Annotated in this window: 21 protein-coding genes; 7 read left to right on the forward strand and 14 right to left on the reverse strand. The window is 62.2% G+C overall.

Translation table 11 applies throughout. The features are described 5' to 3' along the window. Nucleotide 1: 1 nt before the first annotated feature. The 8 genes from I6L37_RS08725 to I6L37_RS08760 form a co-directional block, all read right to left on the reverse strand. Nucleotides 2-1,432, reverse strand: coding sequence for a PTS transporter subunit EIIC (locus I6L37_RS08725; RefSeq protein WP_042028143.1), 1,431 nt, complete (start codon nt 1,430-1,432; stop codon nt 2-4). 96 nt (nt 1,433-1,528) lie between these two features. Beyond that, on the reverse strand, nt 1,529-2,980 hold the full coding sequence (gene panF / locus I6L37_RS08730) for a sodium/pantothenate symporter (protein WP_042073314.1): 1,452 nt from the start codon (nt 2,978-2,980) through the stop codon (nt 1,529-1,531). After that, nucleotides 2,970-3,233 carry a YhdT family protein gene (locus I6L37_RS08735; protein WP_042073384.1) on the reverse strand — a complete coding sequence of 88 codons (264 nt, stop codon included), beginning with the start codon at nt 3,231-3,233 and terminating at the stop codon, nt 2,970-2,972. The genes panF and I6L37_RS08735 overlap by 11 nt, the downstream gene beginning before the upstream one ends. Nucleotides 3,234-3,327: 94 nt before the next feature. Further along, on the reverse strand, nt 3,328-4,668 hold the full coding sequence (gene accC / locus I6L37_RS08740) for an acetyl-CoA carboxylase biotin carboxylase subunit (protein ID WP_042073312.1): 1,341 nt from the start codon (nt 4,666-4,668) through the stop codon (nt 3,328-3,330). Nucleotides 4,669-4,683: 15 nt separating this feature from the next. Continuing rightward, nucleotides 4,684-5,139 (reverse strand): acetyl-CoA carboxylase biotin carboxyl carrier protein, encoded by a 456-nt coding sequence (gene accB, locus I6L37_RS08745; RefSeq protein WP_026457431.1) that lies wholly within the window; start codon nt 5,137-5,139, stop codon nt 4,684-4,686. 36 nt (nt 5,140-5,175) lie between these two features. Beyond that, entirely contained in the window at nt 5,176-5,625 is a 450-nt protein-coding gene (gene aroQ, locus I6L37_RS08750; protein WP_026457432.1) for a type II 3-dehydroquinate dehydratase, read from the reverse strand. Between the two features lie 287 nt (nt 5,626-5,912). Further along, entirely contained in the window at nt 5,913-7,859 is a 1,947-nt protein-coding gene (gene acs, locus I6L37_RS08755; protein ID WP_216993798.1) for an acetate--CoA ligase, read from the reverse strand. A gap of 242 nt (nt 7,860-8,101) precedes the next feature. Beyond that, complete coding sequence (locus tag I6L37_RS08760; RefSeq protein ID WP_216993799.1) at nt 8,102-10,546, reverse strand: GGDEF and EAL domain-containing protein; 2,445 nt, start codon at nt 10,544-10,546, stop codon at nt 8,102-8,104. Nucleotides 10,547-10,808: 262 nt separating this feature from the next. Between I6L37_RS08760 and I6L37_RS08765 the strand changes: the two genes are divergently transcribed. Beyond that, nucleotides 10,809-11,078 (forward strand): hypothetical protein, encoded by a 270-nt coding sequence (locus I6L37_RS08765; protein ID WP_042028137.1) that lies wholly within the window; start codon nt 10,809-10,811, stop codon nt 11,076-11,078. A gap of 4 nt (nt 11,079-11,082) precedes the next feature. On the opposite strand, the gene I6L37_RS08770 is transcribed toward I6L37_RS08765, so the two are convergent. The 4 genes from I6L37_RS08770 to torC all read right to left on the reverse strand — a co-directional run bounded on the left by I6L37_RS08770 (nt 11,083) and on the right by torC (nt 15,906). Beyond that, a complete protein-coding gene (locus I6L37_RS08770) occupies nt 11,083-11,451 on the reverse strand; it encodes a hypothetical protein (RefSeq protein WP_124239054.1) in 369 nt (122 codons plus the stop codon). Between the two features lie 4 nt (nt 11,452-11,455). Next, nucleotides 11,456-12,124, reverse strand: a complete 669-nt coding sequence (gene torD, locus I6L37_RS08775; protein ID WP_042028135.1) for a molecular chaperone TorD — start codon at nt 12,122-12,124, stop codon at nt 11,456-11,458. Nucleotides 12,125-12,222: 98 nt separating this feature from the next. Further along, on the reverse strand, nt 12,223-14,715 hold the full coding sequence (torA, locus tag I6L37_RS08780; RefSeq protein WP_216993800.1) for a trimethylamine-N-oxide reductase TorA: 2,493 nt from the start codon (nt 14,713-14,715) through the stop codon (nt 12,223-12,225). Nucleotides 14,716-14,742: 27 nt separating this feature from the next. Then, entirely contained in the window at nt 14,743-15,906 is a 1,164-nt protein-coding gene (gene torC, locus I6L37_RS08785) for a pentaheme c-type cytochrome TorC (RefSeq protein ID WP_216993801.1), read from the reverse strand. A 148-nt stretch (nt 15,907-16,054) separates the two neighbouring features. Here torC and torR point away from each other — a divergent pair, with 148 nt between their 5' ends. Further along, entirely contained in the window at nt 16,055-16,768 is a 714-nt protein-coding gene (gene torR, locus I6L37_RS08790; RefSeq protein ID WP_216993802.1) for a two-component system response regulator TorR, read from the forward strand. A gap of 64 nt (nt 16,769-16,832) precedes the next feature. On the opposite strand, the gene I6L37_RS08795 is transcribed toward torR, so the two are convergent. Both I6L37_RS08795 and torT read right to left on the reverse strand, forming a co-directional pair. Beyond that, complete coding sequence (locus I6L37_RS08795) at nt 16,833-17,237, reverse strand: GFA family protein (protein WP_216993803.1); 405 nt, start codon at nt 17,235-17,237, stop codon at nt 16,833-16,835. A gap of 25 nt (nt 17,238-17,262) precedes the next feature. Then, the gene (torT, locus tag I6L37_RS08800; protein ID WP_216993804.1) at nt 17,263-18,315 is read right to left on the reverse strand and encodes a TMAO reductase system periplasmic protein TorT; all 1,053 of its coding nucleotides are present in this window, start codon (nt 18,313-18,315) and stop codon (nt 17,263-17,265) included. Between the two features lie 70 nt (nt 18,316-18,385). On the opposite strand from torT, the gene torS reads away from it, so the two are divergent. The 5 genes from torS to I6L37_RS08825 all read left to right on the forward strand — a co-directional run bounded on the left by torS (nt 18,386) and on the right by I6L37_RS08825 (nt 25,195). Then, nucleotides 18,386-21,226, forward strand: a complete 2,841-nt coding sequence (gene torS, locus I6L37_RS08805; protein WP_216993805.1) for a TMAO reductase system sensor histidine kinase/response regulator TorS — start codon at nt 18,386-18,388, stop codon at nt 21,224-21,226. A 164-nt stretch (nt 21,227-21,390) separates the two neighbouring features. Then, nucleotides 21,391-22,644 carry a serine hydroxymethyltransferase gene (gene glyA, locus I6L37_RS08810; RefSeq protein ID WP_061476031.1) on the forward strand — a complete coding sequence of 418 codons (1,254 nt, stop codon included), beginning with the start codon at nt 21,391-21,393 and terminating at the stop codon, nt 22,642-22,644. A gap of 153 nt (nt 22,645-22,797) precedes the next feature. Beyond that, the gene (nrdR, locus tag I6L37_RS08815; protein ID WP_005298086.1) at nt 22,798-23,247 is read left to right on the forward strand and encodes a transcriptional regulator NrdR; all 450 of its coding nucleotides are present in this window, start codon (nt 22,798-22,800) and stop codon (nt 23,245-23,247) included. A 57-nt stretch (nt 23,248-23,304) separates the two neighbouring features. After that, on the forward strand, nt 23,305-24,414 hold the full coding sequence (gene ribD, locus I6L37_RS08820; protein WP_216993806.1) for a bifunctional diaminohydroxyphosphoribosylaminopyrimidine deaminase/5-amino-6-(5-phosphoribosylamino)uracil reductase RibD: 1,110 nt from the start codon (nt 23,305-23,307) through the stop codon (nt 24,412-24,414). Nucleotides 24,415-24,541: 127 nt separating this feature from the next. Further along, a complete protein-coding gene (locus I6L37_RS08825) occupies nt 24,542-25,195 on the forward strand; it encodes a riboflavin synthase (RefSeq protein WP_042028121.1) in 654 nt (217 codons plus the stop codon). Nucleotides 25,196-25,321: the final 126 nt, after the last annotated feature.

The raw sequence follows: 25,321 nt of genomic DNA on the forward strand, positions 1-25,321 counted from the left end.
GCTACCAGCCGCTCTGGCTGGCCGACTCCTGATTGGGCTTGAGGCCGATGGGCACGGACTGGCGTTCGGCCATCATGCGGATCTGCCCCTCTATCAGGTTGGCGCTGGGGCCCAGCACCAGCACCAGTTGATGATCGTTGAGCTGGATCCAGGAGAGGCAACCGAGCTCGAGAAAGCGGGACTGATCCACCAACTCGATGTCGCGCACCCGCAGGCTGAGGCGGGTCAGGCAGACGCTCATGGCCTGCAGGTTGTCCATGCCTCCCAGCACCTTGAGGTACTGGATCGCCAACATCTGGGGATCGGAGGGGGCCACGCTCGCCAGCCGTGAGTGTTCCCTGGCGATGGGTTTGCTCGGCATGCTGAGGGGGGAGCGTTCCAGCAACTGGTAAAACAGCAGGGTATAGGCGACGAAGAACAGGATGCCGACCGGGATCAGCCAGAAGCTGTGTTCGCCCGTCTGATAGCTCAGCACCAGATCCAGCAGGCCGGCGGAGAAGTAACTGCCCACCTTGATACCGAGGCTGCTGCACACTGCCAGCGACAGCCCGGTCATCAGGGCGTGGGCCAGAAACAGCCAGGGGGCGGTGAAGGCAAACAGAAACTCGATGGGTTCGGTGATCCCCACCAGCGCCGAGGTGAGCGCCAGGGTGAGCAGCAGGCCACCCTGCGGCAGCCGCCGCATCCGCTGGCGATGGAGCCAGATGGCGAAACAGGCACCCGGTAGACCGAACATAATGATGGGATAGAGGCCCGCCACATACCCTTCGTGCAGCGGCTGGGCACTGGCCAGTGCCTGCAGGTTGCTTTCGCCAAGGCCGATGACGCTGCCCAGCACCTGATGCAGGCCGAGCGGGATCAGCAGCCGGTTGAGGGTGCCGTAACAGAAGGCCCCGAGTGGCGTGGTGAGCAGCTCGGAGGTGAGCAGGGTGAGGCCACGTTCCAGTGGTGGCCACAAGAGTGACAGTGGCAGGGCGATAAGCAGGCAGGCCAGCGCCGAGCAGAGCAGGCTGGGGAATTCACCCCGGGCGAAGCGAAGCCAGCCAGGCCGTGTTTGTTGCTGACGGACCCAGGGATAGATGATGGCGGTGGTCAGTCCCGCCAGCAGGCCGCAGATCATGTCTGCATGAAGATTCGGGGCCAGGGTGTTGAAGGCGGTGCTGAGCAGCAGGAAGTTGACCGCCCCGGCCAGCGCCTGGGTGCCTTCCCCCTGCCGGCTCAGGCCAAAGGCGATGGCCACTGCGTAGATGAGTGGCATCTGGCTGAAGATTGCCTGACCGGTGAGGGAGAGCACGGCCATGTCCAGCGCATCGGGTTGCCCGAGTCGATAGACCAGGGCCGCCACCGGCAAGATGGAGACGGGCAGCAGCAGGGCATAACCAAGCCGCTGCAGGGCTTGGGTAACGACTTGTCGGGTGTCTTTTACGGGCATACGACGCCATTATTTTGTGACTCGGCGCACAGTTTACCCGTAAAACACCCATTTGGGGATAGTTTCGGAACCCCTAATTCATTTTTTACTCAATTTTTACTCGAACAACTCCCGCACTTCCCGCGAAGGCGGAGCACTGAGCAGGCTCACCACCACGAAGGCAAACAAACCGAGAGTCAGGCTGGGCACGATGGCATGCAGGCCAGCCAGCTTGATCCCCCACTGGCTCAGGATGCAGTAGCACAGAATGCCGCAGATCATGCTGGCCAGGGCGCCGCGACCGTTGGCCCGCGGCCAGTAGAGGCCGAGCACCAGGGGCCAGAGGAATACCGCCTGCAGGCCGCCGAAGGCGAGCAGGTTGAGCCAGATGATCATCTCGGGGGGCTGCAGCGCCGCCAGCAGCACCAGAGTGCCGAGGATCAGGGTGCAGAGCAGGGAGAGGCGAGGAATGCGTACCTCCAGCTTCTCCTGCTTCGGATTGAGATAGTTGAGGTAGAGATCTTTCACCAGGGTGGCCGAAGCCTGGATCAGCTGGGAGTCGATGGTCGACATGATGGCCGCCATGGGCGCCGCCAGGAAGACCCCGGCCAGCCAGGGGGGCAGCACCTCCATCATGAGAGAGGGCATGATCTTGTCCGGACTATCCATGCCGGGCAGGATAGCGCGGCCGAGGGCCCCGGCCAGGTGCATGCCGAACATCAAGAGGGCGCTCACCACAGTGCCGATCAGGATGCCGCGATGAAGCGCCTTGCTGTCGCGATAGCCAAAGCAGCGCAGGGCCGAGTGGGGCAGCCCCACGACCCCGATGCAGACCAGGATCCAGAAGCTCAGCATGAAGGGCTGGGTCAGCATGTCGCCGGCCCCCTGCGGGCTTACCAGTTTGGGATCGATCGCCTTGAGCTGGTGGATGAGGTTGGGCAAACCATCCCCCGCGATCAGGATCCCCGCCAGCAGGGCACCGGTGCCGATCAGCATGATGATCCCCTGCAGGGCATCGGTCATCACCACGGCGCGAAAGCCGCCGATGATGGTGTAGAGCAGCACGCAGCCGGCAAACAGGAACAGCCCCTGCTGGTAGGAGAGGCCGGTGGCGGTCTCCAGCAGGCGGGCCCCGCCGATGAACTGCACCACCATGGTGGCGATAAAGGCGAGGATGATGGTCACCGAGCCCAGGAACACCACGGCCCGGCTCTGGTAGCGGGCCCACAGCATGTCGTTGATGGTCACCGCATTGACCCGGCGGGCTATGATGGCGAACTTTTTGCCAAGTACCCCCAGGGTGAGCCAGACGGTGGGCAGCTGGATCATCGCCAGCAAGACCCAGCCAAGACCAATCTTGTAGGCGGCGCCGGGGCCGCCGATAAAGGACGAGGCCGACGTATAGGTGGCTACCAGCGTCATGGCCAGCACCAGGCCGCCCATGCTGCGGTTGCCGATGAAGTACTCCTGAACGAAGTTGCCGGCGGCGCGATGGCGGCTGGCCCAAAAGCCAACCCCCAGCACCAGCACCAGATAGATGAAGAGCGGCAGCATCAACTCAAGATTCATGGGAAGACTCCTTGGGCTGGAGCGGCTCGGGATCGAGGGGGATCTCCACGAACAAGCGGTTCACCATCAGGGTGCAGAGCAGGATGAACAGCAGCGGCATCAGCATGCAGCTGAGCAGGAACCAGAGCGGCAGCCCCCACAGCTCAAGCTGCGGCGGAATAAAGTAGGCGGTGCCATACCAGGCAAAGAAGTAGAGCAGGGTCAGCAGCAGGCAGAAGACTGCTTCCCGGCGGGCGAGAGCGAAACGGTTCACCTTGGCCTCCGACAATTTCGAGGGGCGCAAGGATAACAAAAAAGGGCCATGTCGCCATGGCCCTTTTTCAGCAGAAGATCCGCGGACGCGAGTCTTACAGACCCAGCTTCTTGTGCAGGTAGTGGATGTTGGTCCCACCGTGCTGGAAGTTTTCGTCCTTCATGATCTCTTTTTGCAGCGGTACGTTGGTCTTGATCCCCTCGACCACCAGCTCGTCCAGCGCGTGGCGCATGCGGGCGATGGCGATGTCACGATTCTCGCCGTAGCAGATCAGCTTGCCGATCATCGAATCGTAGTGGGGCGGCACCTTGTAGCCCGCATAGATGTGGGAGTCCCAGCGCACGCCCAGACCGCCCGGCGCGTGGAAACGCTGCACCAGACCCGGCGAGGGCATGAAGGTGGCCGGATCCTCGGCATTGATCCGGCACTCGATGGCATGGCCACGGATGCGGATGTCCTGCTGGGTGATCGACAGGGGCTGGCCGGCAGCGATGCGCAGCTGCTCCTTGATGAGATCCACGCCGGTGACCATTTCGGTAACCGGGTGCTCAACCTGGATACGGGTGTTCATCTCGATGAAATAGAACTCGCCGTTTTCGTACAGGAACTCGAAAGTACCCGCACCGCGGTAGCCGATCTCGATACAGGCGCGCACGCAGCGTTCGCCGATGAACTTGCGCATCTCGGAAGTGATGCCCGGTGCCGGAGCCTCTTCCACCACTTTCTGGTGGCGACGTTGCATGGAGCAGTCACGCTCGCCCAGATAGATGGCGTTGCCCTGGCCGTCAGCCAGCACCTGGATCTCGATGTGACGCGGGTTCTCCAGGTACTTCTCCATGTAGACCATGTCGTTCTTGAAGAACTGGCCCGCTTCGGATTTGGTCAGCGCGATGGCGGAAGCCAGCTCGGCTTCGCTGCGCACCACGCGCATGCCGCGACCACCACCGCCACCGGCGGCCTTGATGATCACCGGATAGCCGATGCGCTTGGCGATGGCGGCGTTGTGCTTGGCGTCGTTGTCGACCGGACCGTCGGAGCCCGGTACACAGGGGACGCCCGCCTTCTTCATCGCCTCGATGGCGGAGACCTTGTCACCCATCAGGCGGATGGTCTCGGCGCGCGGGCCGATGAAGATGAAGCCGGACTTTTCGACCACTTCGGCAAAATCGGCGTTCTCGGAGAGGAAGCCGTAACCCGGGTGGATGGCCACGGCACCTGTTACCTCGGCGGCGGCGATGATGGCCGGCACGTTGAGGTAGGAGTCGGTACTGGCCGGCTTGCCGATACAGATGGATTCGTCGGCCAGCAGCACATGCTTGAGCTCCCGGTCGGCGGTGGAGTGAACGGCCACTGTCTTGATCCCGAGCTCTTTGCAAGCGCGCAGGATCCGCAGGGCAATTTCACCGCGGTTGGCGATGACTACTTTGTCCAACATGGGTGGCGATTTCCCTTATTCGATGATGAACAGCGGCTCGTCGAATTCGACGGCCTGACCATTTTCAACCAGGATCGCTTTGATCACACCGGCCTTGTCAGATTCGATTTGGTTCATCATTTTCATGGCTTCGACGATGCACAGGGTATCGCCGACATTGACGTGCTGGCCCACTTCCACGAACGGCTTGGCTTCCGGGCTGGAGGAGCGGTAGAAGGAGCCAACCATGGGGGAGCGCATCAGGTGACCGCTCGGGGCGGCATCGGCGGCGGCCGGCGCAGCAGCCGGTGCAGCGGCAACAGGCGCAGCAACCGGAGCAGCTTGCGGCATGATCATCTGCGGGGCGGCAGTCACCTGACCGGAGAAGTTGCGGCTGATGCGAACGGATTCTTCACCTTCGGAGATCTCCAGTTCGGCGATGCCGGACTCTTCAACCAGTTCAATCAGCTTCTTGATTTTGCGGATATCCATTAGCATTCTCTTTCTTCTTTATCAGATAAGTGATTATCAAGCCGCGCGCAGGTGGTGCACGGCCGCGGTTAAAGCGAATTGATAGCCATCGGCTCCCAGCCCGCAGATGACGCCCTTGGCGACATCGGAGAGGTAGGAGTGATGACGGAAGGGCTCCCTGGCATGAACATTTGACAGGTGCACCTCGATAAAGGGGATGGCCACACCCAGCAGGGCATCGCGGATGGCGACACTGGTGTGGGTGAAGGCGGCCGGGTTGATGATGATAAAATCCACCTGGCCCATGGCCTGATGAATGCGGCCGACCAGCTCGTGTTCGGCGTTGGATTGCAGGTGTTCCAGGCTGACGCCGAGTTCACTGGCGCTGTGCGCCAGATCGGCGACGATCTCATCGAGCGTCTTGCTGCCGTAGATACCCGGCTCCCGTTTGCCCAGCAGATTCAGGTTTGGTCCGTTAAGCAGAAGGATTCGGTGATTTTGCGACATATTGAGTACATCCTCGATGATATTGCTGCTATCTGTCAGCTATCTTGCGGACTACCAGAAATCTAGCCATTTTCTGCGCAAATGGGTGTGCCCTGGCACACAGATTTCGCAATTATATTGATTTCGTGAAAATTAACAGCATTTTACTGGTCTAATCTCTACATCTGCCTATTTTTTGCTCGCTTATGTGCCCCGTCCACCATCTGCGCAGGGGGCCGATTCCGGCTCCGCAGAAACAACAAAGCCGACCCAGGGTCGGCTTTGTTCATCGGTAAAACGGGGCTCGATCAGGCGGCTTCCGACTTCTCGCGGATCAGCTTGTCTACCACACCCGGATCCGCCAGGGTGGAGATGTCTCCCAGGCTGTCGGTCTCGCCGGTGGCAATCTTGCGAAGGATGCGGCGCATGATCTTGCCGGAGCGGGTCTTCGGTAGCCCCTCGGCCCAGTGGATGACGTCCGGAGTGGCGATGGCGCCGATCTCTTTACGTACCCACTCCTTGACCTCTTTGTGCAGCTCGCGGCTCGGTTCTTCCCCGGCGATCAGGGTGACGTAGGCATAGATACCCTGACCCTTGATCTCGTGGGGCACGCCGACCACGGCCGCCTCGGCAATCTTGGGATGGGCCACCAGGGCCGATTCGATCTCGGCGGTACCCATGCGGTGGCCGGAGACGTTCAGTACATCATCCACCCGACCGGTGATCCAGTAGTAGCCGTCGGCGTCGCGACGAGCTCCGTCGCCGGTGAAGTAGCGACCCGGGAAGGTGGAGAAGTAGGTCTGCTCGAAGCGCTCGTGATCGCCAAACACGGTGCGCATCTGGCCCGGCCAGGAGTCGGTGATCACCAGGTTGCCCTCGGTGGCCCCCTCCAGCGGTTCGCCCATGTTATCGACCAGCGCCGGTTGTACCCCGAAGAAGGGACGGGTGGCGGAGCCGGGTTTCAGGTCGGTGACGCCGGGAAGCGGAGTGATCAGGATGCCGCCGGTCTCGGTCTGCCACCAGGTGTCGACGATGGGGCAACGCTCGTCGCCTATGGTGCGGTAGTACCACTCCCAGGCTTCCGGGTTGATGGGTTCACCAACGGATCCCATGATGCGCAGGCTCGTACGGGAAGTACCCTCGACTGCCTCGTTGCCCTTGGCCATCAGGGCGCGGATGGCGGTGGGGGCGGTGTAGAGGATGGTGACCTGATGCTTGTCCACCACCTGACTCATGCGGTTGCTGGCCGGGTAGTTGGGCACCCCTTCGAACATGATAGTGGTGGCACCGTTGGCGAGCGGGCCATAGACCAGATAGGAGTGACCGGTGACCCAGCCCACGTCGGCGGTACACCAGTAGATGTCCTCTTCATGGTAATCGAACACGTACTTGAACGTGAGGGTGGCATAGACCAGGTAGCCGCCAGTGGTGTGCAACACGCCCTTGGGCTTGCCGGTTGAACCTGAGGTGTAGAGGATGAACAGTGGATCTTCGGCGTTCATCGCTTCGGGCGGGCAGTCGCTGCTGACGGTGGCGGTTGCTTCGTGCCACCACACATCGCGATGGCTGTGCCAGGCGACATCGCCGCCGGTACGTTTGAGCACGATCACCTTGTTGACCTGGGTTTCCGGGTTGGTGAGCGCTTCGTCCACATTCTTCTTGAGCGGCACGGCGCGCCCGCCACGCAGCCCCTCGTCGGCGGTGATGATGATGCGTGAACCCGAGTCGATGATGCGACCGGCCAGTGCTTCCGGCGAGAAACCACCGAAGACAATGCTGTGCACGGCCCCGATGCGGGTACAAGCCAGCATGGCGATGGCCGCTTCCGGCACCATGGGCATGTAGAGGCAGACTACGTCACCCCTGCGCACCCCTTGTGCCTTGAGCACGTTGGCAAACTTGCACACTTCGCCGTGCAGCTCGCGATAGGTGAGCTTGCGATCCTCGGCCGGGTTGTCCCCTTCCCAGATGATGGCGACCTTGTCACCACGCTCGCGCAGGTGGCGGTCCAGGCAGTTGGCCGAGACGTTGAGCTGACCATCCTCGAACCACTTGATGGAGACGTGGCCCGGGTCGTAGGAGGTGTTCTTGACCTTGGTGTAGGGCTTCATCCAGTCGAGGATTTTGCCCTGCTCGCCCCAGAAGGCGTCCGGGTTTTCAACGGAGGCCTGGTACATGGCCTCATAGCCTGCCTTGTCCAGCAGGGCGCCGTTGCTGATATGGGATTTGACCGGGTAGACCTTGCTCTCGCTCATCTGTCACTCCTGTGAAAACATCCTTTTAATAATTGAGTAACAACTTATACCTTTGGCATGGGGGGGCAATTAGACTTTTGGATAGGCGGTACTCCGCTCCCGTACACAGGGGATGACAGAGGGGAAAGTCTTTGCAGCGAAACGCCCATGGAGGGCGTTTTTTTATCCGGTTGTCAGTTAGGGGGTAGGAAAAATCGGCCCCCGGCATTTGCTGCACCGAGGGCCTGTTTCAATGGTGTGATCTAGGATTGGGGGGGCGGAGCCAGCCGGTGGCTCATATGCTCCACCTGTAGCGGCTTGCTGAACAGATAGCCCTGACCTTCACCGCAGTTGAGCGACTGCAAGAAGGCATACTGGGCCTGGGTCTCGATCCCTTCCGCCGTGACCTCCATATCCAGGCTGTCCGCCAGATTGATGATGGTGCGGCACAGCTCGCGACTGTTCTTGTCATCGGGCAGCGCCTGGACGAAGGCGCGATCTATCTTGATGCGATCGATGGGCAGGCTTTTTAGCAGGCTCAGGGATGAGAAGCCGGTGCCAAAGTCGTCGATGGCGATCTGCACCCCGAGATTTTTCAGGCGGGTGAAGAGCTCAAGGCTCTGATCGACCCGCTGAATGATGCTCTCGGTCACTTCGATTTCCAGCCGCTCTGGCGGGAATCCGGTCTCCTTCAGGATGGCGGCGACCCGTTCCACATAACCGGGGGAGCGCATCTCCCGCACCGATACATTGACCGAGAGGCGGGGCACGTCAAGACCTGCCGCCAGCCAGCTCTGTCCTTGGCGGCAGGCGCTGCGCATCACCCACTCCCCGATTTTTTCGATCAGTCCGCACTCTTCCGCCACCGGGATAAAGCGGGTCGGAGCGATTATCCCCTCATGGGGGTGTTGCCAGCGTATCAGGGCCTCCAGTCCACTCAGGTGGCCAGTGGTGAGGTCGGTCATGGGTTGGTAGAAGATACAGAGCTGATTTTGCTCCAGCGCCTTGAGCAGCCCTTGCTCCATCTGCATTCTTTCCCGGGCTCGGGCGGCCATGCTGGGGGTATAGAACTGGTAGCCGTTGCGCCCCAGGCTCTTGGCTTCGTACATGGCGCTGTCTGCTGCGCTGATCAGGCTCTCGGGCGTATCGGCATGGTCCGGGTAGAGGGCGATCCCGATACTGGCGGAGATGGCGACCTGCTCATGGGCCAGTTCTACAGGCTCACGCAGCACATCCAACAGGGTACTGGCCAGCATCTCCAGCTCTTCGGGCTGATCCAGATAGGGGATTAACACCAGAAATTCGTCGCCGCCAAGCCGTGTTGCGAGATCGTGTGCTTGCAGGCAGCCGTGGATCCGCTCTGCCAGGCGCTTGAGCAACTGATCGCCGACCCCGTGGCCCAGGCTGTCGTTGATCAGCTTGAAGCCGTCCAGGTCGATAAACAACAGCCCCAGTCGCTTTCGGTTGAGTTTGGCCGTCTTCAGCTCAAGGGTCAGCCGCTCCTGCAACAGATGGCGGTTGCCAAGCTCAGTCAGGGGATCATGGTAGGCCAAATGGTTGAGCTCGGCCTCGACCTTGCGGATGGCGCTGATGTCGGAGAGGGCTATCACGAAGTGAGTGGTGTTGTTGAAACTGTCGTAGACGGCGCTGATCTGCTGCCAGGAGGAGAAGTAGCTGCCATCCTTGCGCAGGCACAGTCGCTCGCCATGCCAGGTATTGTTGCCCGGTTGCAACTGGTACCAGGGATAGTCGCGCGCACCGTGAGTTTGCGGATGCATGACCATATCCATAGTGTGCCCCATCACCTCGTCAGAGTCGTACTGGGTCAGCATGGTGAATGCCGGGTTGACCGAGATGATGCGGTGGTCGTGATCGAGAATGATGATCCCTTCGGCCGTGGTATCGAACACCACGTTGGCCTGGTGCAGCCGCTCCTCCTGGCGGCGGCGGGCGGTGGCATTGTGGATCACCCCCATCACACGGCGCCCGACGGATTCGGTGGCAGGGACGTGATCGGCATGGATGTCGACCCAGTGACGCTCATCGAGGTGGTTGATGTAACTCAAGGTGAGGTGGATTGGCTGATCCCCCAGCAGGGCGGTCTTGAGCTGGTTGCCAGATTCGGGCTCGAAACAGTCAACGAACGACTGCAACCCCCCGAGGAAGCGGCTGTTTCGAGGACCCAGCAGTGAGCCAATCTGCCCCTCAAACAGCAGACGGTCTTCTGCCACATGCCACTCCCAGACCCCGATCTGGGCTGCGCGCATCGCCAGTTGCAGCCGCTGCTCGGTTTCGTACTGCTCCGTGATGTCCCGCACGATGGCGAGGATCCCGTTAAGCTCCCCCCTTTCATTGCGCATCGGGCTGTAGGTGGCTTGCCAGCGTCGGTAGCTACAGCCGTGAGCGGCGGTCTGACCCGAGATGGCGATATCCACATAGGGCACACCGCTGCGCATGATCTGCTGAAACATGGGCTCTAGAGTGGGGGCCAGCTGGGGCACAACTTCCCGTAATAGCTTGCCCTGGTGCTCCGCGATGCTCTTGCCGTTGATGTCGGCCAGAACCTGGTTGACCTTGCGATAACGAAATTCGCGATCGAATACGCCTATGCCCAGCGGCGCCGTATCCATCAGCTGTTCCAGAACGGTGTGATCAGACAGCTGGGTCAGGAGTGCCTCGGCATCGGCATTGAAAAGCTTCCCGTCCATGAAGACCTCGGCATTGACTGATTTGTTACTTAAGTGGATTTCAGTATGGCACGAACTCTCGGGTAGGGAGTCAGCTGGGGTTAGGTGATCGTTCTCAGAGGGCGGCAAAAACCTCGTTCAGACCAGGCAGCAAGGGCATCTACGGAGAGATTCTCCCTCTGATAAAGGCATTAATAGCGGCCTTGCTCTTTCCTCGAGCATAAGATGCGGCAAAAATACGGAAAACAAGGCGTATGAGAGACGATAAAGAGGAGTTTGTTTGATGATTGGATTGATGTTGCTGGCCGCGGCCTGGCAGTTTGAGGCCCCCGCGTTCGAATCGGATTTTGCCGGCCAGGGCTATGTGGAACAGGGGGCTGGACTGGCGCCATCGGTACGTGAACAGGTAGCCGATTCATTGAACCAGTCGCTGGTCGATGAACCATTCCCGCTCCAGTTCAAGAAAACGCCCCGCTATCAGGGCGACTCTCCTCTGACCCGCTATCTCAACGAACGGGATGACAGCTGGCAGCTGGAAATCGGCGGCCAGTAGGCCGTCACCCCTTCTCGCGGCCGAAGGCCTGAATACCCCGCACGAAGACCAGCCAGCCGATCAGGTGGAAAGGCAGCGCCATGGCGTAGAGCAGCAACCAGTGGCTCTCGGTGCCGCTGCTATTGATGAAATCGATCCAGGAGGCCAGCAGGGCCAGCATGCCCGCTATCTGGAAGCGGCGGCGCAGCACCACCTCGACGCCCAGATTGGCAAGATAGAGCGTCAGCAGTATGCCGGCAAAGCCGGTGAGCTGGGCGGTGCCGTAGAGTTCTCTGTCCGGGTTGAACAGCAGCACGGCGAGGGGAGTAATGCCCTGATCCAGCGGGATCAGGGCCAGCAGCCAGCATGCGATCAGGAGCAGGGCTGTCTTCATCGGCTTAGCCGGCGCTTTGGGCCGGTTTGATCAGGCTCAGGTAGTTGGCATCCATCTTGAGGAATACCCCCAGCAGACGGGCACTCGCCCCGTAGAAGCCGAATTCGTCGGCAGCGCGACAGGCGCTCTCGAACTGCTCGAACCACCCCAGCAGGTGATGGTGCAGCAGCGCTTCCTGCTCCTTGAGCCACTCCTCGCGCTGGGCGGCCGTGGTCGCCTCGGCGGCGCGGATGATGAGGTTGCCCATCAGATCCAGCTCGATGGCCAGGTGATCGGCGGGCTCCTTGTACTTCTCGCTGATGTTGATGCCCAGGCGATCGAGGCGAGCCTGCATCTCGGCCATAGGGGCCTGCATCAACAGCTTGCCATCACCGCGGTAGAGCGACTCATAGGGCAGGGCACCCTGCTTGGGATCGACCAGAAACAGGCCGGCGAAGTCGGCAGCGAGCTCCAGCTGGCGATCGGGACGCACCAGCAGGCGGGCGATGGCATCGTTCAGTTCGGCCACTGCCTCGCGCATGGGGTCGAGGGTTGAGAGGCTCTTCAAGAAGCTGCGCACGTCGTAGGTGTCGTATTCAGCGATCTGTGCATCACTGAGTTCGGCAGCGAACAGGGTGGAGAACCACCAGTAAAGCTCGGCCCGGCGTTCGCTGGTAGCCATAAATTCCTGCATTTTTCCTCCGTGGATGACAATCGGGAGCCATAGAGGCTCCCGATTCTAACGACTTTAAAAATAAAGGAAACTCAAGGGGGAACTTTCGTCCCCCTGGTTCACAGTGCCGGGAACATGGGATCGATGCCCTTGGCGGATTCCGGTGCCCCGAAGGCGGTGACGGCTGGCGCCTGCCCTTGGAACTTCTCGATCTCCACCAGGGCGGTGTGGGCCGTGGTGGCCTGCGCCAGGCTGGAGGAGCCGATGTCCGCGGTCAGCACGTTGGGATCGCCATAGGTACAGAGAGTCCCCACCTTGCCGCCTTCCTGCGGGCCGTACCAGGCACCTTCCTGGATGCGCACCACGCCGGGGGCGTAGTCTTCGCTCACCACCAGACCGGCCAGAACCTGACCGCGGCCGTTGAAGACCCGCACCAGATCCCCGTCCTTGAGCCCGCGTGCCTTGGCGTCCTGCGGGTTCATATAGACAGGCTCGCGACCCTGTACCGTGTAGGTGGCACGGTAGTTGTCGGAGGAGCAGAGCTGGCTGTGCAGGCGCTTGTCCGGGTGACAGGATTGCAGGTGCAGCGGGAACTGCTTGCTGCCATGGCCGCCGTGGGAGCGCTCGTAAGGCTCGATCCAGACCGGGTGGCCCGGGCAATCCGCGTAACCGTAGTCGGCGATGGTCTTGGAGTAGATCTCGATAAGACCGGACGGAGTGCCCAGCGGTTCCAGATCAGGCTCCTGACGGAACGACTCGTGACGCACCCAGGGCTTGCCCGCCGGGAAGGTAACGAAGCCTTCACCATGCCAGAACTGGCTGAAGCGGGGCAGGCGGATGCCGATGCCGCGGCCCTGCAGGCGGGCATCGTCATAGATGCTCTGGATCCACTCCAGCTTGGTCTTGCCCCCGGTGAACTCGGCCTCGCGATCGAAGCGACGGCACAGATCGGCGAAGATGTCGTAGTCGTCGCGCGCCTCGAACAGCGGCTCGACCACCTTGTGCATGGCCAGGATGCCGGCGTTGGAGTGGGAACCCCACTGCTCGATGTCATCCCGCTCATAGGTGGTGGTGGCCGGCAGCACGATATCGGCGAAGCGGCAGCTGGCGGTCCACTGGTGATCCACGCTCACCACGGTTTCCAGCTTGCGCCAGGCGGCGATCATCTTGTTGCGATCCTGCTGGTGGTGGAACGGGTTGTTGCCGCAGAACACCGCCATTTTCATCTCCGGGTAGGTGATGGTCTGACCGTTGAAGGCGATGGTCTTGCCCGGGTTCAGGATGCAGTCGACGAAACGGGCCACCGGGATGAACTTGGAGTAGCCCTTCCAGTCGCCGTTGTGCAGCGGCTTGACCCCGGGAATGACGGAGCTGAAGCCGGACATGATGGGGCCTGTGCTGGTGATGGTACCGGCGCCGTTGTAGTGCCAGCCAAAACCGTAGCCGCCGCCCGGCAGGCCAATTTGGCCCAGCATGGAGGCCAGTACCACCAGCATCCAGGCGTACTGTTCGCCGTGGTGCATACGCTGCACGCACCAGCCGCCGATGAGCTGGGTGCGGCCGCTGGCCATGGTGCGCGCCAGCTCGCGAATGGTCTCGGCAGGCACGCCACAGATGGCGGAGGCCCACTCGGCATCCTTCACCTGGCCATCCTTGGTGCCCAGCAGATAAGGCAGGAACTTGTCAAAGCCGGTGGTGTAGTTTTTGAGGAAGGCCTCGTCGTGACGCTTTTCGCTGTAGAGGGTATGGGTGATACCCAGCATCAGGGGCACGTCGGTCTGCGGGTTCAGGGTCACCTGATCGCAATTGAGGTACTTCTGGGTCTTGGACTTGACCGGGTCGACGCTGATGACCTTGATCTCGCCCTTGGCCACTTTCTCTTTCAGCTGTGCCCAGTATTCGTAGACGCTGTGATCCGGCACCAACCAGCCCACCTGCAGGTTCTTGATGGGATCAGAACCCCAGATGACGATGGTCTTGCTGTGCTCCAGCACCAAGGGCCAGGAAGTCTGCTGCTCGTACACCTCCATGGCGCCCGCCACGTGGGGCAGGATCACCTGGGCGGCGCCGGTGGAGTAGTCACCGGCCTTGGCCAGATAGGTACCGTGCAGGTTCATGGCGCGGCCCAGCATGGCGCCGGCGGAGTGCAGCTTGCCGACCGACTGCCAGCCTGAGTGACCGGCGTAGAGGGCGCTCGGGCCATAGGTCTTCTGCACCCGCTCCAGCTCGTGATAGAAGAAGTCCAGCGCCTGGGACCAGGTTACCCGCACGAAGCGGTTCTGGCCGCGCTCGCTGGTGTCGGACTGGTGGCCCTTGCGCAGCCAGTCCAGACGCACCATGGGGTAGCGGATGCGGGAGGGGTTGTAGACCACTTCACTCAGGGCCTTGAGCATCTCGGTCGGATGCTTGTCATGCTCGAACGGCAGGGTCTCGACCCAGCGGCCGTTGACCACACGGGCGCGGAAGGCGCCCCAGTGGGAGCCGGACTGCACCAGTTTTTCGCCGGACTCGGCGGCCATCACGGCGCGACCGAGCAGGGAGGGGCCGATCAGGGCGCTGGCACCGCTGGCCAGCAAGCCACCCAGAAAACCACGACGGGAAATATTGATCATCTTGTTATTCCTCTTTCGAATCCGGAATTAGTGGCTGCCCTGACCACCGGTATCGGCGGCATGGTTTTGCAGGTACTTGAGCAGGGTGCGCTCCTCTTCCTTGCTCAGGCGGTAGTAGGCGGACATGGCCTTGAGACCCGAGATCCAGCCGTTGGCGGTGAAGTGAGCCGGATTCGGCGCCGCGTGGCAGGAGTTGCAGGTGGACTTGTACATCTCGCCGGCATAATCCCAGATCGGTTTGAGGGAGGATTCGAGGCCCTTGCCATCGACCCAGGCCTGAACCTGCACCTGTTCCCACTTGATATGGGTGGCGCTGTCAGTTTCCTGTTTCAGGATCTTCTCGTTTGCCTTGAGCTCGTCACGGATGGTGGCCACGAAGACTCGCTTGCCCATGTACTCGCTCAGCACGCGGCCCTTGCCTTCGGTTTCGCGCCAGCCTTCGATGGTCACCTTGAGGCGATCGCCGCTGCGGGCCACGACTTCGATGCGGGAGGCGGGCAGCAGCTTGCCGACCGGATCGGTGCTCTCTTCGCTTGCGTAGAGATCCTTCTCACCCAGGGTGTAGAGGGTCTCGGCGGCCGGTGCCTGCTGGGCTTCGTTTGCCAGGGTGGCGTAGGTGGCACGGAAGCCGCCCGCCATGTTCGGCAGTTCGTGGGCGATGCCCTTGTGGCACTCAATGCAGTTCATGTTTTTCGCGGCGGCCTCGGTCATCGCCTTGGCGGCGGCAGGAGACTGCTTGGCGTGGTCCATGTTGTCGTAGCTGTGGCAGGACTTGCAGGTCTTGGAGTTCTGGCTGCTCATGCGCGCCCAGACCTTCTCGGCCAGGTGCAGACGCCGGTCTTCAAACTTCTCCTGGGTGTCGATGCTGTGACCGATGTACTGCTGATAGAGGTCGTTGGCCGCCTCCATCTTGCGGGCCACCTTGCCGACGAAGTCCTTCGGCTGGTGGCAGTCGGTACAGACGGCCTGGACGCCGGAGGCGTTCTTGAAGTGAATGGACTCCTTGTACTCGGGGTACACGGTGTCCTTCATGGTATGGCAGGAGATACAGAACTCGAGGGTACTGGTCTTCTCGAAGCCGTAGTGCAAGCCAACGGTACCGGCCAGGGTGACCCCGACGCCGGCCAGAACCAGCGCCAGCACCGACCAGCGACGGCTGGGTGTGCGCAGGAAATGCCACAGTTTTTTCATAATGGTCTCTCACATCACTTTTTTGATGGAGGCCATGATAGGGAGGCGTTGTGAACAGGGCTGCCGTCGGAAATTAATGAAATAGGGGTATTTATGACAAAATATGAATAGAATAACCCTCCCTTGTTGAACGCCGCGGACCTTGCCCATGAGCCACCACATTCTGGTTGTTGAAGATGATGCCGTCACCCGCGAGAAGCTGACCGGCTATTTCGAACGGGAAGGCTATCGGGTGACCGCGGTCGAAAACGGCCAGGAGATGCGGGCCGTGCTGGCAGAGCAGGAGGTGGCCCTGGTGATGCTGGACATCAACCTGCCGGGGGAGGATGGCTTGCTGCTGACCCGTGAACTGCGCGCCCGCAGCACAGTGGGGATCATCCTGGTCACCGGTCGCAGCGATGCGGTGGACAGGATCGTTGGCCTTGAGATGGGGGCCGACGACTATGTCACCAAGCCGTTTGAGCTCAGGGAATTGCTGGTGCGGGTCAAGAACCTGCTATGGCGCATCTCCCTGGCCGCGGCAACGCCGTGCGAGCCGGCGGTTGCAGACGATGCGGTGCGCTTCGGCCCCTGGCGCTTCGATATTCCCCGTCGCCAGCTCAGCAAGGACGGGGTGCCGGTGCGCCTGACCAAGGCGGAGTACGAGGTGCTGGTGGCCTTTATCGCCAACGCCGGGCGGGTGCTGAGCCGGGAGCGGATCCTGGCCCTCACCAGCCACCGCGGCGATGGCCCGAGTGATCGCACCATAGACGTGCTGATCCGCCGGCTGCGAGGCAAGATGGAGCAAGATCCCCGGGATCCCCAGCTGTTTGTCACAGTGCACGGGGAAGGCTACCTGTTTGCCGGCGAGATAGCCTCTTAAAACCAGGGGCGCCATATCAGGGCCTGATGCTTTTCCCCGAGCAGGCCGTCATATCAAGAGGGACTCAGGCCGGTGGCCGGGTGTCGAACTGCGGGCAGTCGTTCCCTATCTGATGCCAGGGCGCCTTGGAGCCGACGAAGATGTGAAAGGCGGGGCGCTGGCTGGGCGTTTCGTCCAGCACTCCCAGCCTCAGATTGATCTTGCCGCTGCTGCGCTTCTGGCTGAACAGGCTGGAGCCGCAATGGCGGCAGAAGGCGAGGGTTGTCTCCGCCGATTTCTCATAGCGGCTGATGGCATCAATGCCCTTCACCACATTGACCTTGTCACCATCCAGCCCGCCGACGGAGGCGTAATCCGCCCCTGAAAACTTGCGGCACTCGCTGCAATGGCAGTTGCCCATGTAGTCGAATTGATCCGGCAGAGTCAGGGTGACGGCGCCGCACAGGCAGCTTGCATGCAATGTTCTCATCACTTCTTCCTTGAGTTTGGTGGCGTTACTTGCCGCTGGCGTCGGTGCCGACCCGGTAGACGGGGCGAAAAGCGCCATCAGACAAGGAGTTGCCCGGGTCGGCCAGAGGGGCCTCCAGGGTCAGGATGGGGGGGCCCATCACCCGCGGGCACTGGCATTCGCCAGCATCGGGCTTTTGCAGCAGGCAGACTGCCTGGGCCACCGCAAGGCGTCCTTGCTGGCGCATCTGATCGCTGTTGGCGGCCAGGATCTTGCCCCGGCGCAGGCCGCGCTGGACCCCGTGGCTGAAGTAGGTGCTCAGTACTTTGGGACGATCGAGCTGGCGCTGCGCCAGCTCGTTGACCGCCACTTCGGCGGCGATGGCGCCCCCCACCAGATAGTCGAGGTCAGGATGGCGAGCCAGGGTCTGCTGCACCAGGGTACGCTGGATCTCGCGGCTGTTGTCACCGCGCGCCGTGGTCACCAGCCTGATGGCGCTTCCCTTGATGCCGTCGGCAAAACCCGGCTCGACGAAGTTGTTGCCGCCGCTCGCCTGCGGGCCGGGGAAGAGGGCCACCGAGACCGGCGGGCTGCCGGCAGGGTGGCGCTGTGCCAGCCAGTGGCCAATCTGCCAGCCCATCTGGTACCAGGAGACCCCCACCTTGGCCCGCACCAGCCCGGCGGGCAGATCATTGACCAGGCCGAATACCGGCAGCGGGCTGGCGGTGATCGCCTCGTTCAGGCCGTCGTAGCTCACCGCGCCGAGCAGGATGGCGTCGCTCCCCTCGCTCACGCACTGCTGCAACTGCTGGCGCTGCTCGGTGATGGCGCCGTAACCGCCCGCCTCATGAATGCGCAGTTTCACGCCGAGCCGCTTTGCCTCCTCCACCATGCCCTGATTGACCGACAGCCAGTAGGCGTCGCGCAGATGGGGATAGAGGGCGCACAGGGTCAGGGGGCGAGCAAGGGGGGCTGGCGCTGGCCAGTCGAGGCTGACCGGTTTGCCGCTGAAGGTGCCGCCGGGCCAGTGATCTACCTCGAAGGCGTGGACACAGGCCGGGAGCAAGATGAGCAGCAGGGAGAGATAGACGCTTCGCATGGCCAGGGGTTTTGTTAAAGTGTGGAGCCATATTATCCGGTCAAAGTCGACCACAACCAAGGTACTTCTCGTGAGAATCTTTTCCGGCCTGGGCGGCAAGTTGTTGCTGGCCTTCTCCCTGATGGCGCTGTTGACCCTGAGCGCCTCCCTGCTGGGGTGGATCGGGCTCACTCATCTGCGTCAGCTGGAGCAGGGGGTACAGCAGACCCTGGCGGATCAGGAGCTGGCCCGCACCCTGGCGCGGCTGAGCGGCGAGATCCAGAGCTCCTCCCACCTGCTGGCCTCCGCGACCAGCGAAGGGGAGCGGGAGCATCAGGGGCGGCTGCTCACCCTGCAGGGGCAGCAGATGCAGCGCGTGCTGGAGCAACTGGGCCATGGGGGTGGCAAGCAGACGCCCGATGAGTTGCACCAGCTCAGCCAGACCATCATCGGCAACCTGGGCCAGCAGGGCTGGCTGGTAGGGGAGCGTCTCACGTTAATGGCTGAAGGTAGTGCCCTGCGATCCCGCCTGGTGGCGGCCGCCGGTCAGGTGGCGGAGCTGGCCCGCAGCCAGATGGAGAACGCTGAAACTGTGATGGTGGCGGGGCTCGGCTCCCTCTATTCACTGCAAGGACGGTCTGCAGATCGGGCTATCGATCGGCTGCTGGAGCAGGATCTCGACTGGCTGGAGCAGATGACGGAGCTGCGCCATCGCACCCTGATGCAACAGCAGCGCATCGAGGAGATCTGGCGCAGCGAGCAGCAGGAAGGGCTGCAAACCCTGCTGCAGGACGTGCGCCGTGAGCTGGCCATCCTGCGGTTGCGATCCGGGGCTGTGACGGATCCGGCGCGCCGCCAGGCGGTGGAGCAGGCGCTGACTGTGCTGGAGCAAAGCGATCGGCTGGTGCAGCTGCGCAGCGACTGGCTCGGCAAGGGGGAGGCGCTGCGAGTGCTGGCCGCCGCCAACGAGGCCCTGATGGAGAGCCTCAACCGTCAGGTTGGTAGCCTGGTGAACAAGGCTCGGGACTCCCTGGGGGAGAGCCAGCAGGCCCTGAGCGCCCGGTTGCAACTGCTGGAACAGGCCCTGATGGTGATCGGTCTGTTCACCCTGGTGCAGCTCATCCTACTGATGTGGCGCATGGTTTATGGCCGCATAGTCTGGCCGCTGCAACATGCAGTGGAGGGAATGAGCCGCCTGGCCAAGGGGGATCTGACGCCGTTGACGCCGGTCGGGGAAGCGGGACGCGACGAGCTGGCGGAGCTTGCGCGAGCACTGCAGGTGTTTCGTGACAATGCCATCGAACTTGGCCGCTACCAGCGGGAGCTGGAGTCGCGGGTCGAGGAGCGCACGGAACAGCTCAGCCATGCCAATGCGCGCCTCAACGAAGAGGTGGAGAAGCAGCGGCTGGCCCGCGCCGAGGCAGAGCAGGCCAACCGGGCCAAGTCGGTGTTCCTCGCCACCATGAGCCACGAAATCCGCACCCCCATGAACGGCATACTGGGCGGTCTCACCCTGCTGGAGGACACCCATCTCAGCGAGACCCAACAGCGCTATCTGGCCGCCATCGAGCACAGCGGCGAATCCCTGCTGGAGATCCTCAACGACATCCTCGACTACTCCAAGATAGAGGCGGGCCATGTGGAGGCGCGCCGCGAGCCTTTCCCCCTCCATCAGCTCGCCGATGAGCTTATTGCCCTGTTCAGACCGAAGGCCGAGGGAAAAGGGGTGGCGCTGGCGCTGGAGTATGCCCCTTCGCTCCCCCCCGTGGTGGAGGGGGATGTGGGCAAGCTACGCCAGGTGCTGGCGAACCTTCTGGGCAATGCGGTCAAGTTCACCGGCGAGGGGCGCATCACCCTGGTGGTGGCCCCTCTGGCTTGTGCGGGGCCCTGTGCCGAGCCTTGCATCCGCTTCGTGGTGAAAGACACGGGCCCCGGCATCCCGGTGGGGGAGCAGGAGGCGGTGTTCGAGGCCTTCCGCCAGCGCAAGCGGGACATGGGCCATCAGGGGGGCACAGGGCTGGGGCTTGCCATCAGCCGCCGGCTGGTGGCGGCCATGGGCGGAGAGCTCAATCTCTCCAGCGAACCGGGTCAAGGGTGTGAATTCAGCTTCAGCCTGCCGCTGCAGCGCTCGGCTGCCCGGTTGCCGACGAGCTCCCAGCCGGTGCGCCTCGGCCAGCCGCGGGAGATCCTGCTGGTGGAGGACAACGAGATCAACCGGCTGGTGGCCCAGGGCATGCTGGCACGCCTCGGCCACAGGGTCACTCTGGCCGAAGACGGACGCACCGCGCTGGCGCGGGTGACCGAGCGCCCCTTCGAACTGGCCCTGCTTGACATCAACCTGCCTGACATGGATGGCATGACGTTGCGCGAGGATCTGGTCGCCATCAGCGAGGAGGAGCATGGCTGCGGCCTGCCTGCCATCGCCATCTCTGCCCAGATGTACCCGGAGGATATCCGCCACTGTCTCGCCGCCGGGTTTGCCGATTTCGTCGGCAAGCCGGTGCGACTGGCGGCCCTGGCCAGCGCCATCGAACGCCAGTTTCAGGAAGAGGGCGAGCCTGCCGCACCACTGCTTGTCGATCAGGGTTTGCCGCCCGTCCCGGCTGAGCCGACGCGGATCGCCAACCCGGTGCTGGAAGCTGACCTGCACCTGCTGGGCGGGCCGCGCATCCGCCAGCTGGCCGAGTTGTTCGCCAGCCAGGGTGGCGAGCTGGTCGCCAGACTGGAGCAAAGCGATGATGAAGAGCAGAGGCGATCTCTGGCCCACAAGCTCAAGGGGAGCGCCCTGGCCCTGGGGCTCGGAGAATTTGCCGATTACTGCGCCGTGCTGGAGGCAGGAGAGGGGGATCCTGGCACATTGAGGGGGCGTTTCGAGGCGGCGCAGCAAGCGTTGGAAGCGTGGCTTTCACACAATGTTCCCCCGGCATCCTGATCGAGGAGGGGGGCCTTCAGATCTGAAGACGTGATCGCACTCGTTTTTTACAACATAAATTCAACATTTTTTTGGGTGGTTGGACTGTCTCTTTGATCCAGCTCACGTTACAATGCGCTGCCCCACTTCACCTAACGCGCAAACGATTTTCAGGAGAGAAACGGATGTTGAAACGTGACATGACCATCGCCAATTATGATCCGCAATTGTGGCAGGCCATCACAGACGAGACCCGTCGTCAGGAAGAGCATATCGAGCTGATTGCGTCTGAGAACTACACCAGCCCCCGCGTCATGGAAGCCCAGGGCTCCCAGCTGACCAACAAGTACGCCGAAGGCTACCCGGCCAAGCGCTACTACGGTGGTTGCGAGTATGTGGATGTGGTCGAAACCCTGGCCATCGAGCGCGCCAAAGAGCTGTTCGGTGCCACCTACGCCAACGTGCAGCCGCACTCCGGCTCCCAGGCCAACAGCGCCGTCTACATGGCCCTGCTGCAGCCGGGCGATACAGTGCTGGGCATGAACCTGGCCCACGGCGGTCACCTGACCCACGGCTCCCCGGTCAACTTCTCCGGCAAGCTGTACAACATCATTCCCTACGGCATCGACGAGTCCGGCAAGATCGATTACGACGAGATGGAGCGTCTGGCCGTTGAGCACAAGCCGAAGATGATGATCGGTGGCTTCTCCGCCTACTCCGGCATCGTCGACTGGGCCCGCATGCGCGAGATCGCCGACAAGATCGGTGCCTACCTGTTCGTCGACATGGCTCACGTGGCTGGCCTCATCGCCGCTGGCGTCTACCCGAACCCGGTTCCCCATGCTCACGTGGTCACCTCCACCACCCACAAGACCCTGGCCGGTCCGCGCGGTGGTCTGATCCTCTCCGCCGCTGACGACGAAGATCTGTACAAGAAGCTCAACTCCGCCGTCTTCCCGGGTGGTCAGGGTGGCCCGCTGATGCACGTCATCGCCGGTAAGGCCGTAGCCTTCAAAGAGGCGCTGGAGCCCGAGTTCAAGACCTACCAGGCCCAGGTTGTCAAAAACGCCAAGGCGATGGCCGCCACCTTCATCGAGCGCGGTTACAAGATCGTCTCCGGCGGTACCGACAACCATCTGATGCTGGTTGACCTGATCGGCCGCGAGCTGACCGGTAAGGACGCCGACGCAGCGCTGGGCAAAGCCAACATCACCGTCAACAAGAACTCGGTGCCGAACGATCCGCGTTCCCCGTTCGTCACCTCCGGTGTGCGTATTGGTACCCCGGCCATCACCCGCCGTGGTTTCAAGGAAGCCGAGTCCATCCAGCTGACCCACTGGATCTGCGACGTGCTGGACAACCACGACAATGACGAAGTGCTGGCCAACACCCGCGAGAAGGTGCTGGACATCTGCCGCCGTTTCCCGGTTTATGCATAATCAGCCTGACTTTCAAGTTGAAGAGCAATGCCACCCTCGGGTGGCATTGTTTTTTCTGGGCTTTTACCGGTTTTGGATGGCCGTGTTACACTGAGCGGCCTAGTGCCTGGCCCCGTGGGGCAGGAGCCCGTTTCTGTTAACGCCGGAGGTCCGATGCATTGCCCTTTCTGTAGTGCCGTTGATACCAAGGTGATCGATTCTCGCCTGGTGGCCGAAGGCCATCAGGTGCGCCGTCGTCGTGAGTGTCTGCTCTGCCACGAGCGTTTCACCACCTTCGAGATGGCCGAACTGGTGATGCCACGGGTCATCAAGAGCAACGGCTCGCGCGAGCCGTTCAACGAGGACAAGCTGCGTGCCGGCATTCTGCGGGCGCTGGAGAAGCGCCCGGTGAGCATGGAGGCCATCGAAAAGGCGGTCAACCATATCAAGTCCCGCCTGCGCGCCACCGGCGAGCGTGAAGTCGCCTCCGAGCTGGTAGGCAATCTGGTGATGGACGAACTCAAGGGGCTCGACAAGGTGGCCTATATCCGTTTCGCCTCCGTCTACCGCAGCTTTGAAGATATTCGCGAGTTTGGCGAAGAGATTGCCAAGCTGGAGAAGTAAGCCTGCATCAGGCTTTGTATGAATGACCCTCTTTTCTCGCCTGTAACGGGAGCCCAGATGTTTAGTCAAGACGATTACCGATGGATGAGTCGGGCCCTCGAACTGGCCCGTCGTGGCCGCTACACCACGGCGCCCAACCCCTGTGTCGGCGCCGTGCTGGTGAAGGCCGGCGAAGTGGTGGGGGAGGGCTGGCACCAGCGTGCCGGTGAACCCCATGCCGAGGTCTATGCCCTGCACGCCGCGGGTGAAGAGGCTCGCGGCGCCACCGCCTACGTGACCCTGGAACCCTGTTCCCACCATGGTCGTACCCCGCCCTGCGCCGAGGCGCTGATCAAGGCCGGAGTGAGCCGGGTGGTGGCCGCCATGGTGGATCCCAACCCCCAGGTGGCCGGTCGCGGCCTGCGCATGCTCTCCGAGGCGGGGATCAAGGCTGATTTCGGCCTGCTGGCTGCCGAGGCCGAGGCGCTTAACCCGGGCTTTTTCAAGCGGATGCGCACCGCGTTTCCGCTGGTGACGGTCAAGCTTGGCGCCAGTCTCGATGGCCGCACCGCCATGGCGAGCGGCGAAAGCCAGTGGATCACCTCCCCCGATGCGCGCCGCGACGTGCAGCGGCTGCGGGCCCGCCACGATGCGGTGCTCTCCAGCGCCGAAACCGTGCTGGCTGACGGCGCCTCCCTAACCGTGCGCTGGGATGAGCTGCCCTCCTCGGTCAAGGCCGCCTATCCCAAGGAGACCCTGCGCCAGCCGCTGCGGGTCATCGTCGATTCGCAAAATCGCCTGACCCCCGACCTGCCCCTGTTCCAGAGCGAGAGTCCTGTGCTGCTGGCCCGCCACCAGGCCGGCGGAGAGTGGCCTGCGTGGGTGCAACAACTGGCGCTGCCGCTGCACGAGGGAAGGCTGGACCTGGTCAGCCTCTTCATGCAGTTGGCCAAGCAGAACGTCAATTCGGTACTGGTGGAAGCGGGGCCGCGGCTGTGCGGCGCCCTGCTGGACAAGGGGCTGGTGGATGAGCTGGTGCTCTATCAGGCACCGAAACTGATGGGGGATGAGGGGCGCGGCTTGTTCCACCTGCCCGGGCTCACCCGTCTGTTCCAGGCGCCCAAGCTCAATATCAAAGATGTACGGCTGGTGGGGCAGGATATTCGCATCACGGCCAGGATTGCCTGACGAGCCGGCAGCTTCCACGGTTAGTCGTGTGAGGGAGCGCAAGCCACTCGTACCATGGCTAAAGATAACCTGAACTTTTCATTTTCAGCGGGGCCGGGCCGGCCTCGTCATCAGCAAGGTGATCTGCATGTTTACCGGAATTATCGAAGCGGTGGGAACCCTGGCCAGCCTGCGCCGCCAGGGCGAAGACATGGCCCTCACCGTACACGCGCCGACCCTGGATTTTGGCGACGTGAAACTGGGTGACTCCATCGCCACCAACGGCGTTTGCCTCACCGTGGTGGCTCTGGGTGACAAGAGCTATACCGCCGACGTATCGCTGGAGACCCTGTCCCGCACCGGCTTTGCCGAGGCGAAGGTGGGCGATAGAGTCAACCTCGAGAAGGCCTTAATGCCTACCTCCCGGTTGGGCGGTCATCTGGTCTCCGGTCATGTAGATGGGGTAGGGGAAGTGAAAAGCGTCTCCAGCAGCGGTCGCGCCATCGAGTACTGGATCAAGGCGCCAGGGTCGCTCTCCCGCTACATCGCCGAGAAGGGTTCGATCGCGGTGGATGGCATCAGCCTCACGGTCAACGCGGTGCAGGGGGATCTGTTTCGCCTGACTATCGTGCCCCACACCGCCCAGGAGACCACCATAGCCCAGTGGAAACCGGGCCGGCGCGTTAACCTCGAGGTGGATCAGATTGCCCGCTATCTGGAGCGGCTGATGATGGGCAAGAGCCAGGAGAGCACGGCCTCTAACCTGACGCTGGAGAAGCTGGCCAAGGCCGGTTTTCTCTGAGGCGAAGCAAAACGCCGTTCTGTGATCCCGCTCCGATTGAAATGGGCCAGGGAGCCCCAATCTAGAGCCACATAAACCCAGGTCGAGTTGAGCCCGCAGGCTCAATCCCCACGCACATTGATGGAG

The sequence above is a fragment of the Aeromonas sp. FDAARGOS 1407 genome, assembly GCF_019048725.1.
Classification (GTDB): domain Bacteria; phylum Pseudomonadota; class Gammaproteobacteria; order Enterobacterales; family Aeromonadaceae; genus Aeromonas; species Aeromonas enteropelogenes.

What these genes read in the sequence shown, in the direction of transcription:
- I6L37_RS08725 (WP_042028143.1), bottom strand. Translation starts at nt 1,432, where the DNA reads ATGCCCGTAAAAGACACCCGACAAGTCGTTACCCAAGCCCTGCAGCGG.
- panF (WP_042073314.1), bottom strand. Translation starts at nt 2,980, where the DNA reads ATGAATCTTGAGTTGATGCTGCCGCTCTTCATCTATCTGGTGCTGGTG.
- accC (WP_042073312.1), bottom strand. Translation starts at nt 4,668, where the DNA reads ATGTTGGACAAAGTAGTCATCGCCAACCGCGGTGAAATTGCCCTGCGG.
- accB (WP_026457431.1), bottom strand. Translation starts at nt 5,139, where the DNA reads ATGGATATCCGCAAAATCAAGAAGCTGATTGAACTGGTTGAAGAGTCC.
- aroQ (WP_026457432.1), bottom strand. Translation starts at nt 5,625, where the DNA reads ATGTCGCAAAATCACCGAATCCTTCTGCTTAACGGACCAAACCTGAAT.
- acs (WP_216993798.1), bottom strand. Translation starts at nt 7,859, where the DNA reads ATGAGCGAGAGCAAGGTCTACCCGGTCAAATCCCATATCAGCAACGGC.
- I6L37_RS08760 (WP_216993799.1), bottom strand. Translation starts at nt 10,546, where the DNA reads ATGGACGGGAAGCTTTTCAATGCCGATGCCGAGGCACTCCTGACCCAG.
- I6L37_RS08765 (WP_042028137.1), top strand. Translation starts at nt 10,809, where the DNA reads ATGATTGGATTGATGTTGCTGGCCGCGGCCTGGCAGTTTGAGGCCCCC.
- I6L37_RS08770 (WP_124239054.1), bottom strand. Translation starts at nt 11,451, where the DNA reads ATGAAGACAGCCCTGCTCCTGATCGCATGCTGGCTGCTGGCCCTGATC.
- torD (WP_042028135.1), bottom strand. Translation starts at nt 12,124, where the DNA reads ATGCAGGAATTTATGGCTACCAGCGAACGCCGGGCCGAGCTTTACTGG.
- torA (WP_216993800.1), bottom strand. Translation starts at nt 14,715, where the DNA reads ATGATCAATATTTCCCGTCGTGGTTTTCTGGGTGGCTTGCTGGCCAGC.
- torC (WP_216993801.1), bottom strand. Translation starts at nt 15,906, where the DNA reads ATGAAAAAACTGTGGCATTTCCTGCGCACACCCAGCCGTCGCTGGTCG.
- torR (WP_216993802.1), top strand. Translation starts at nt 16,055, where the DNA reads ATGAGCCACCACATTCTGGTTGTTGAAGATGATGCCGTCACCCGCGAG.
- I6L37_RS08795 (WP_216993803.1), bottom strand. Translation starts at nt 17,237, where the DNA reads ATGAGAACATTGCATGCAAGCTGCCTGTGCGGCGCCGTCACCCTGACT.
- torT (WP_216993804.1), bottom strand. Translation starts at nt 18,315, where the DNA reads ATGCGAAGCGTCTATCTCTCCCTGCTGCTCATCTTGCTCCCGGCCTGT.
- glyA (WP_061476031.1), top strand. Translation starts at nt 21,391, where the DNA reads ATGTTGAAACGTGACATGACCATCGCCAATTATGATCCGCAATTGTGG.
- nrdR (WP_005298086.1), top strand. Translation starts at nt 22,798, where the DNA reads ATGCATTGCCCTTTCTGTAGTGCCGTTGATACCAAGGTGATCGATTCT.
- ribD (WP_216993806.1), top strand. Translation starts at nt 23,305, where the DNA reads ATGTTTAGTCAAGACGATTACCGATGGATGAGTCGGGCCCTCGAACTG.
- I6L37_RS08825 (WP_042028121.1), top strand. Translation starts at nt 24,542, where the DNA reads ATGTTTACCGGAATTATCGAAGCGGTGGGAACCCTGGCCAGCCTGCGC.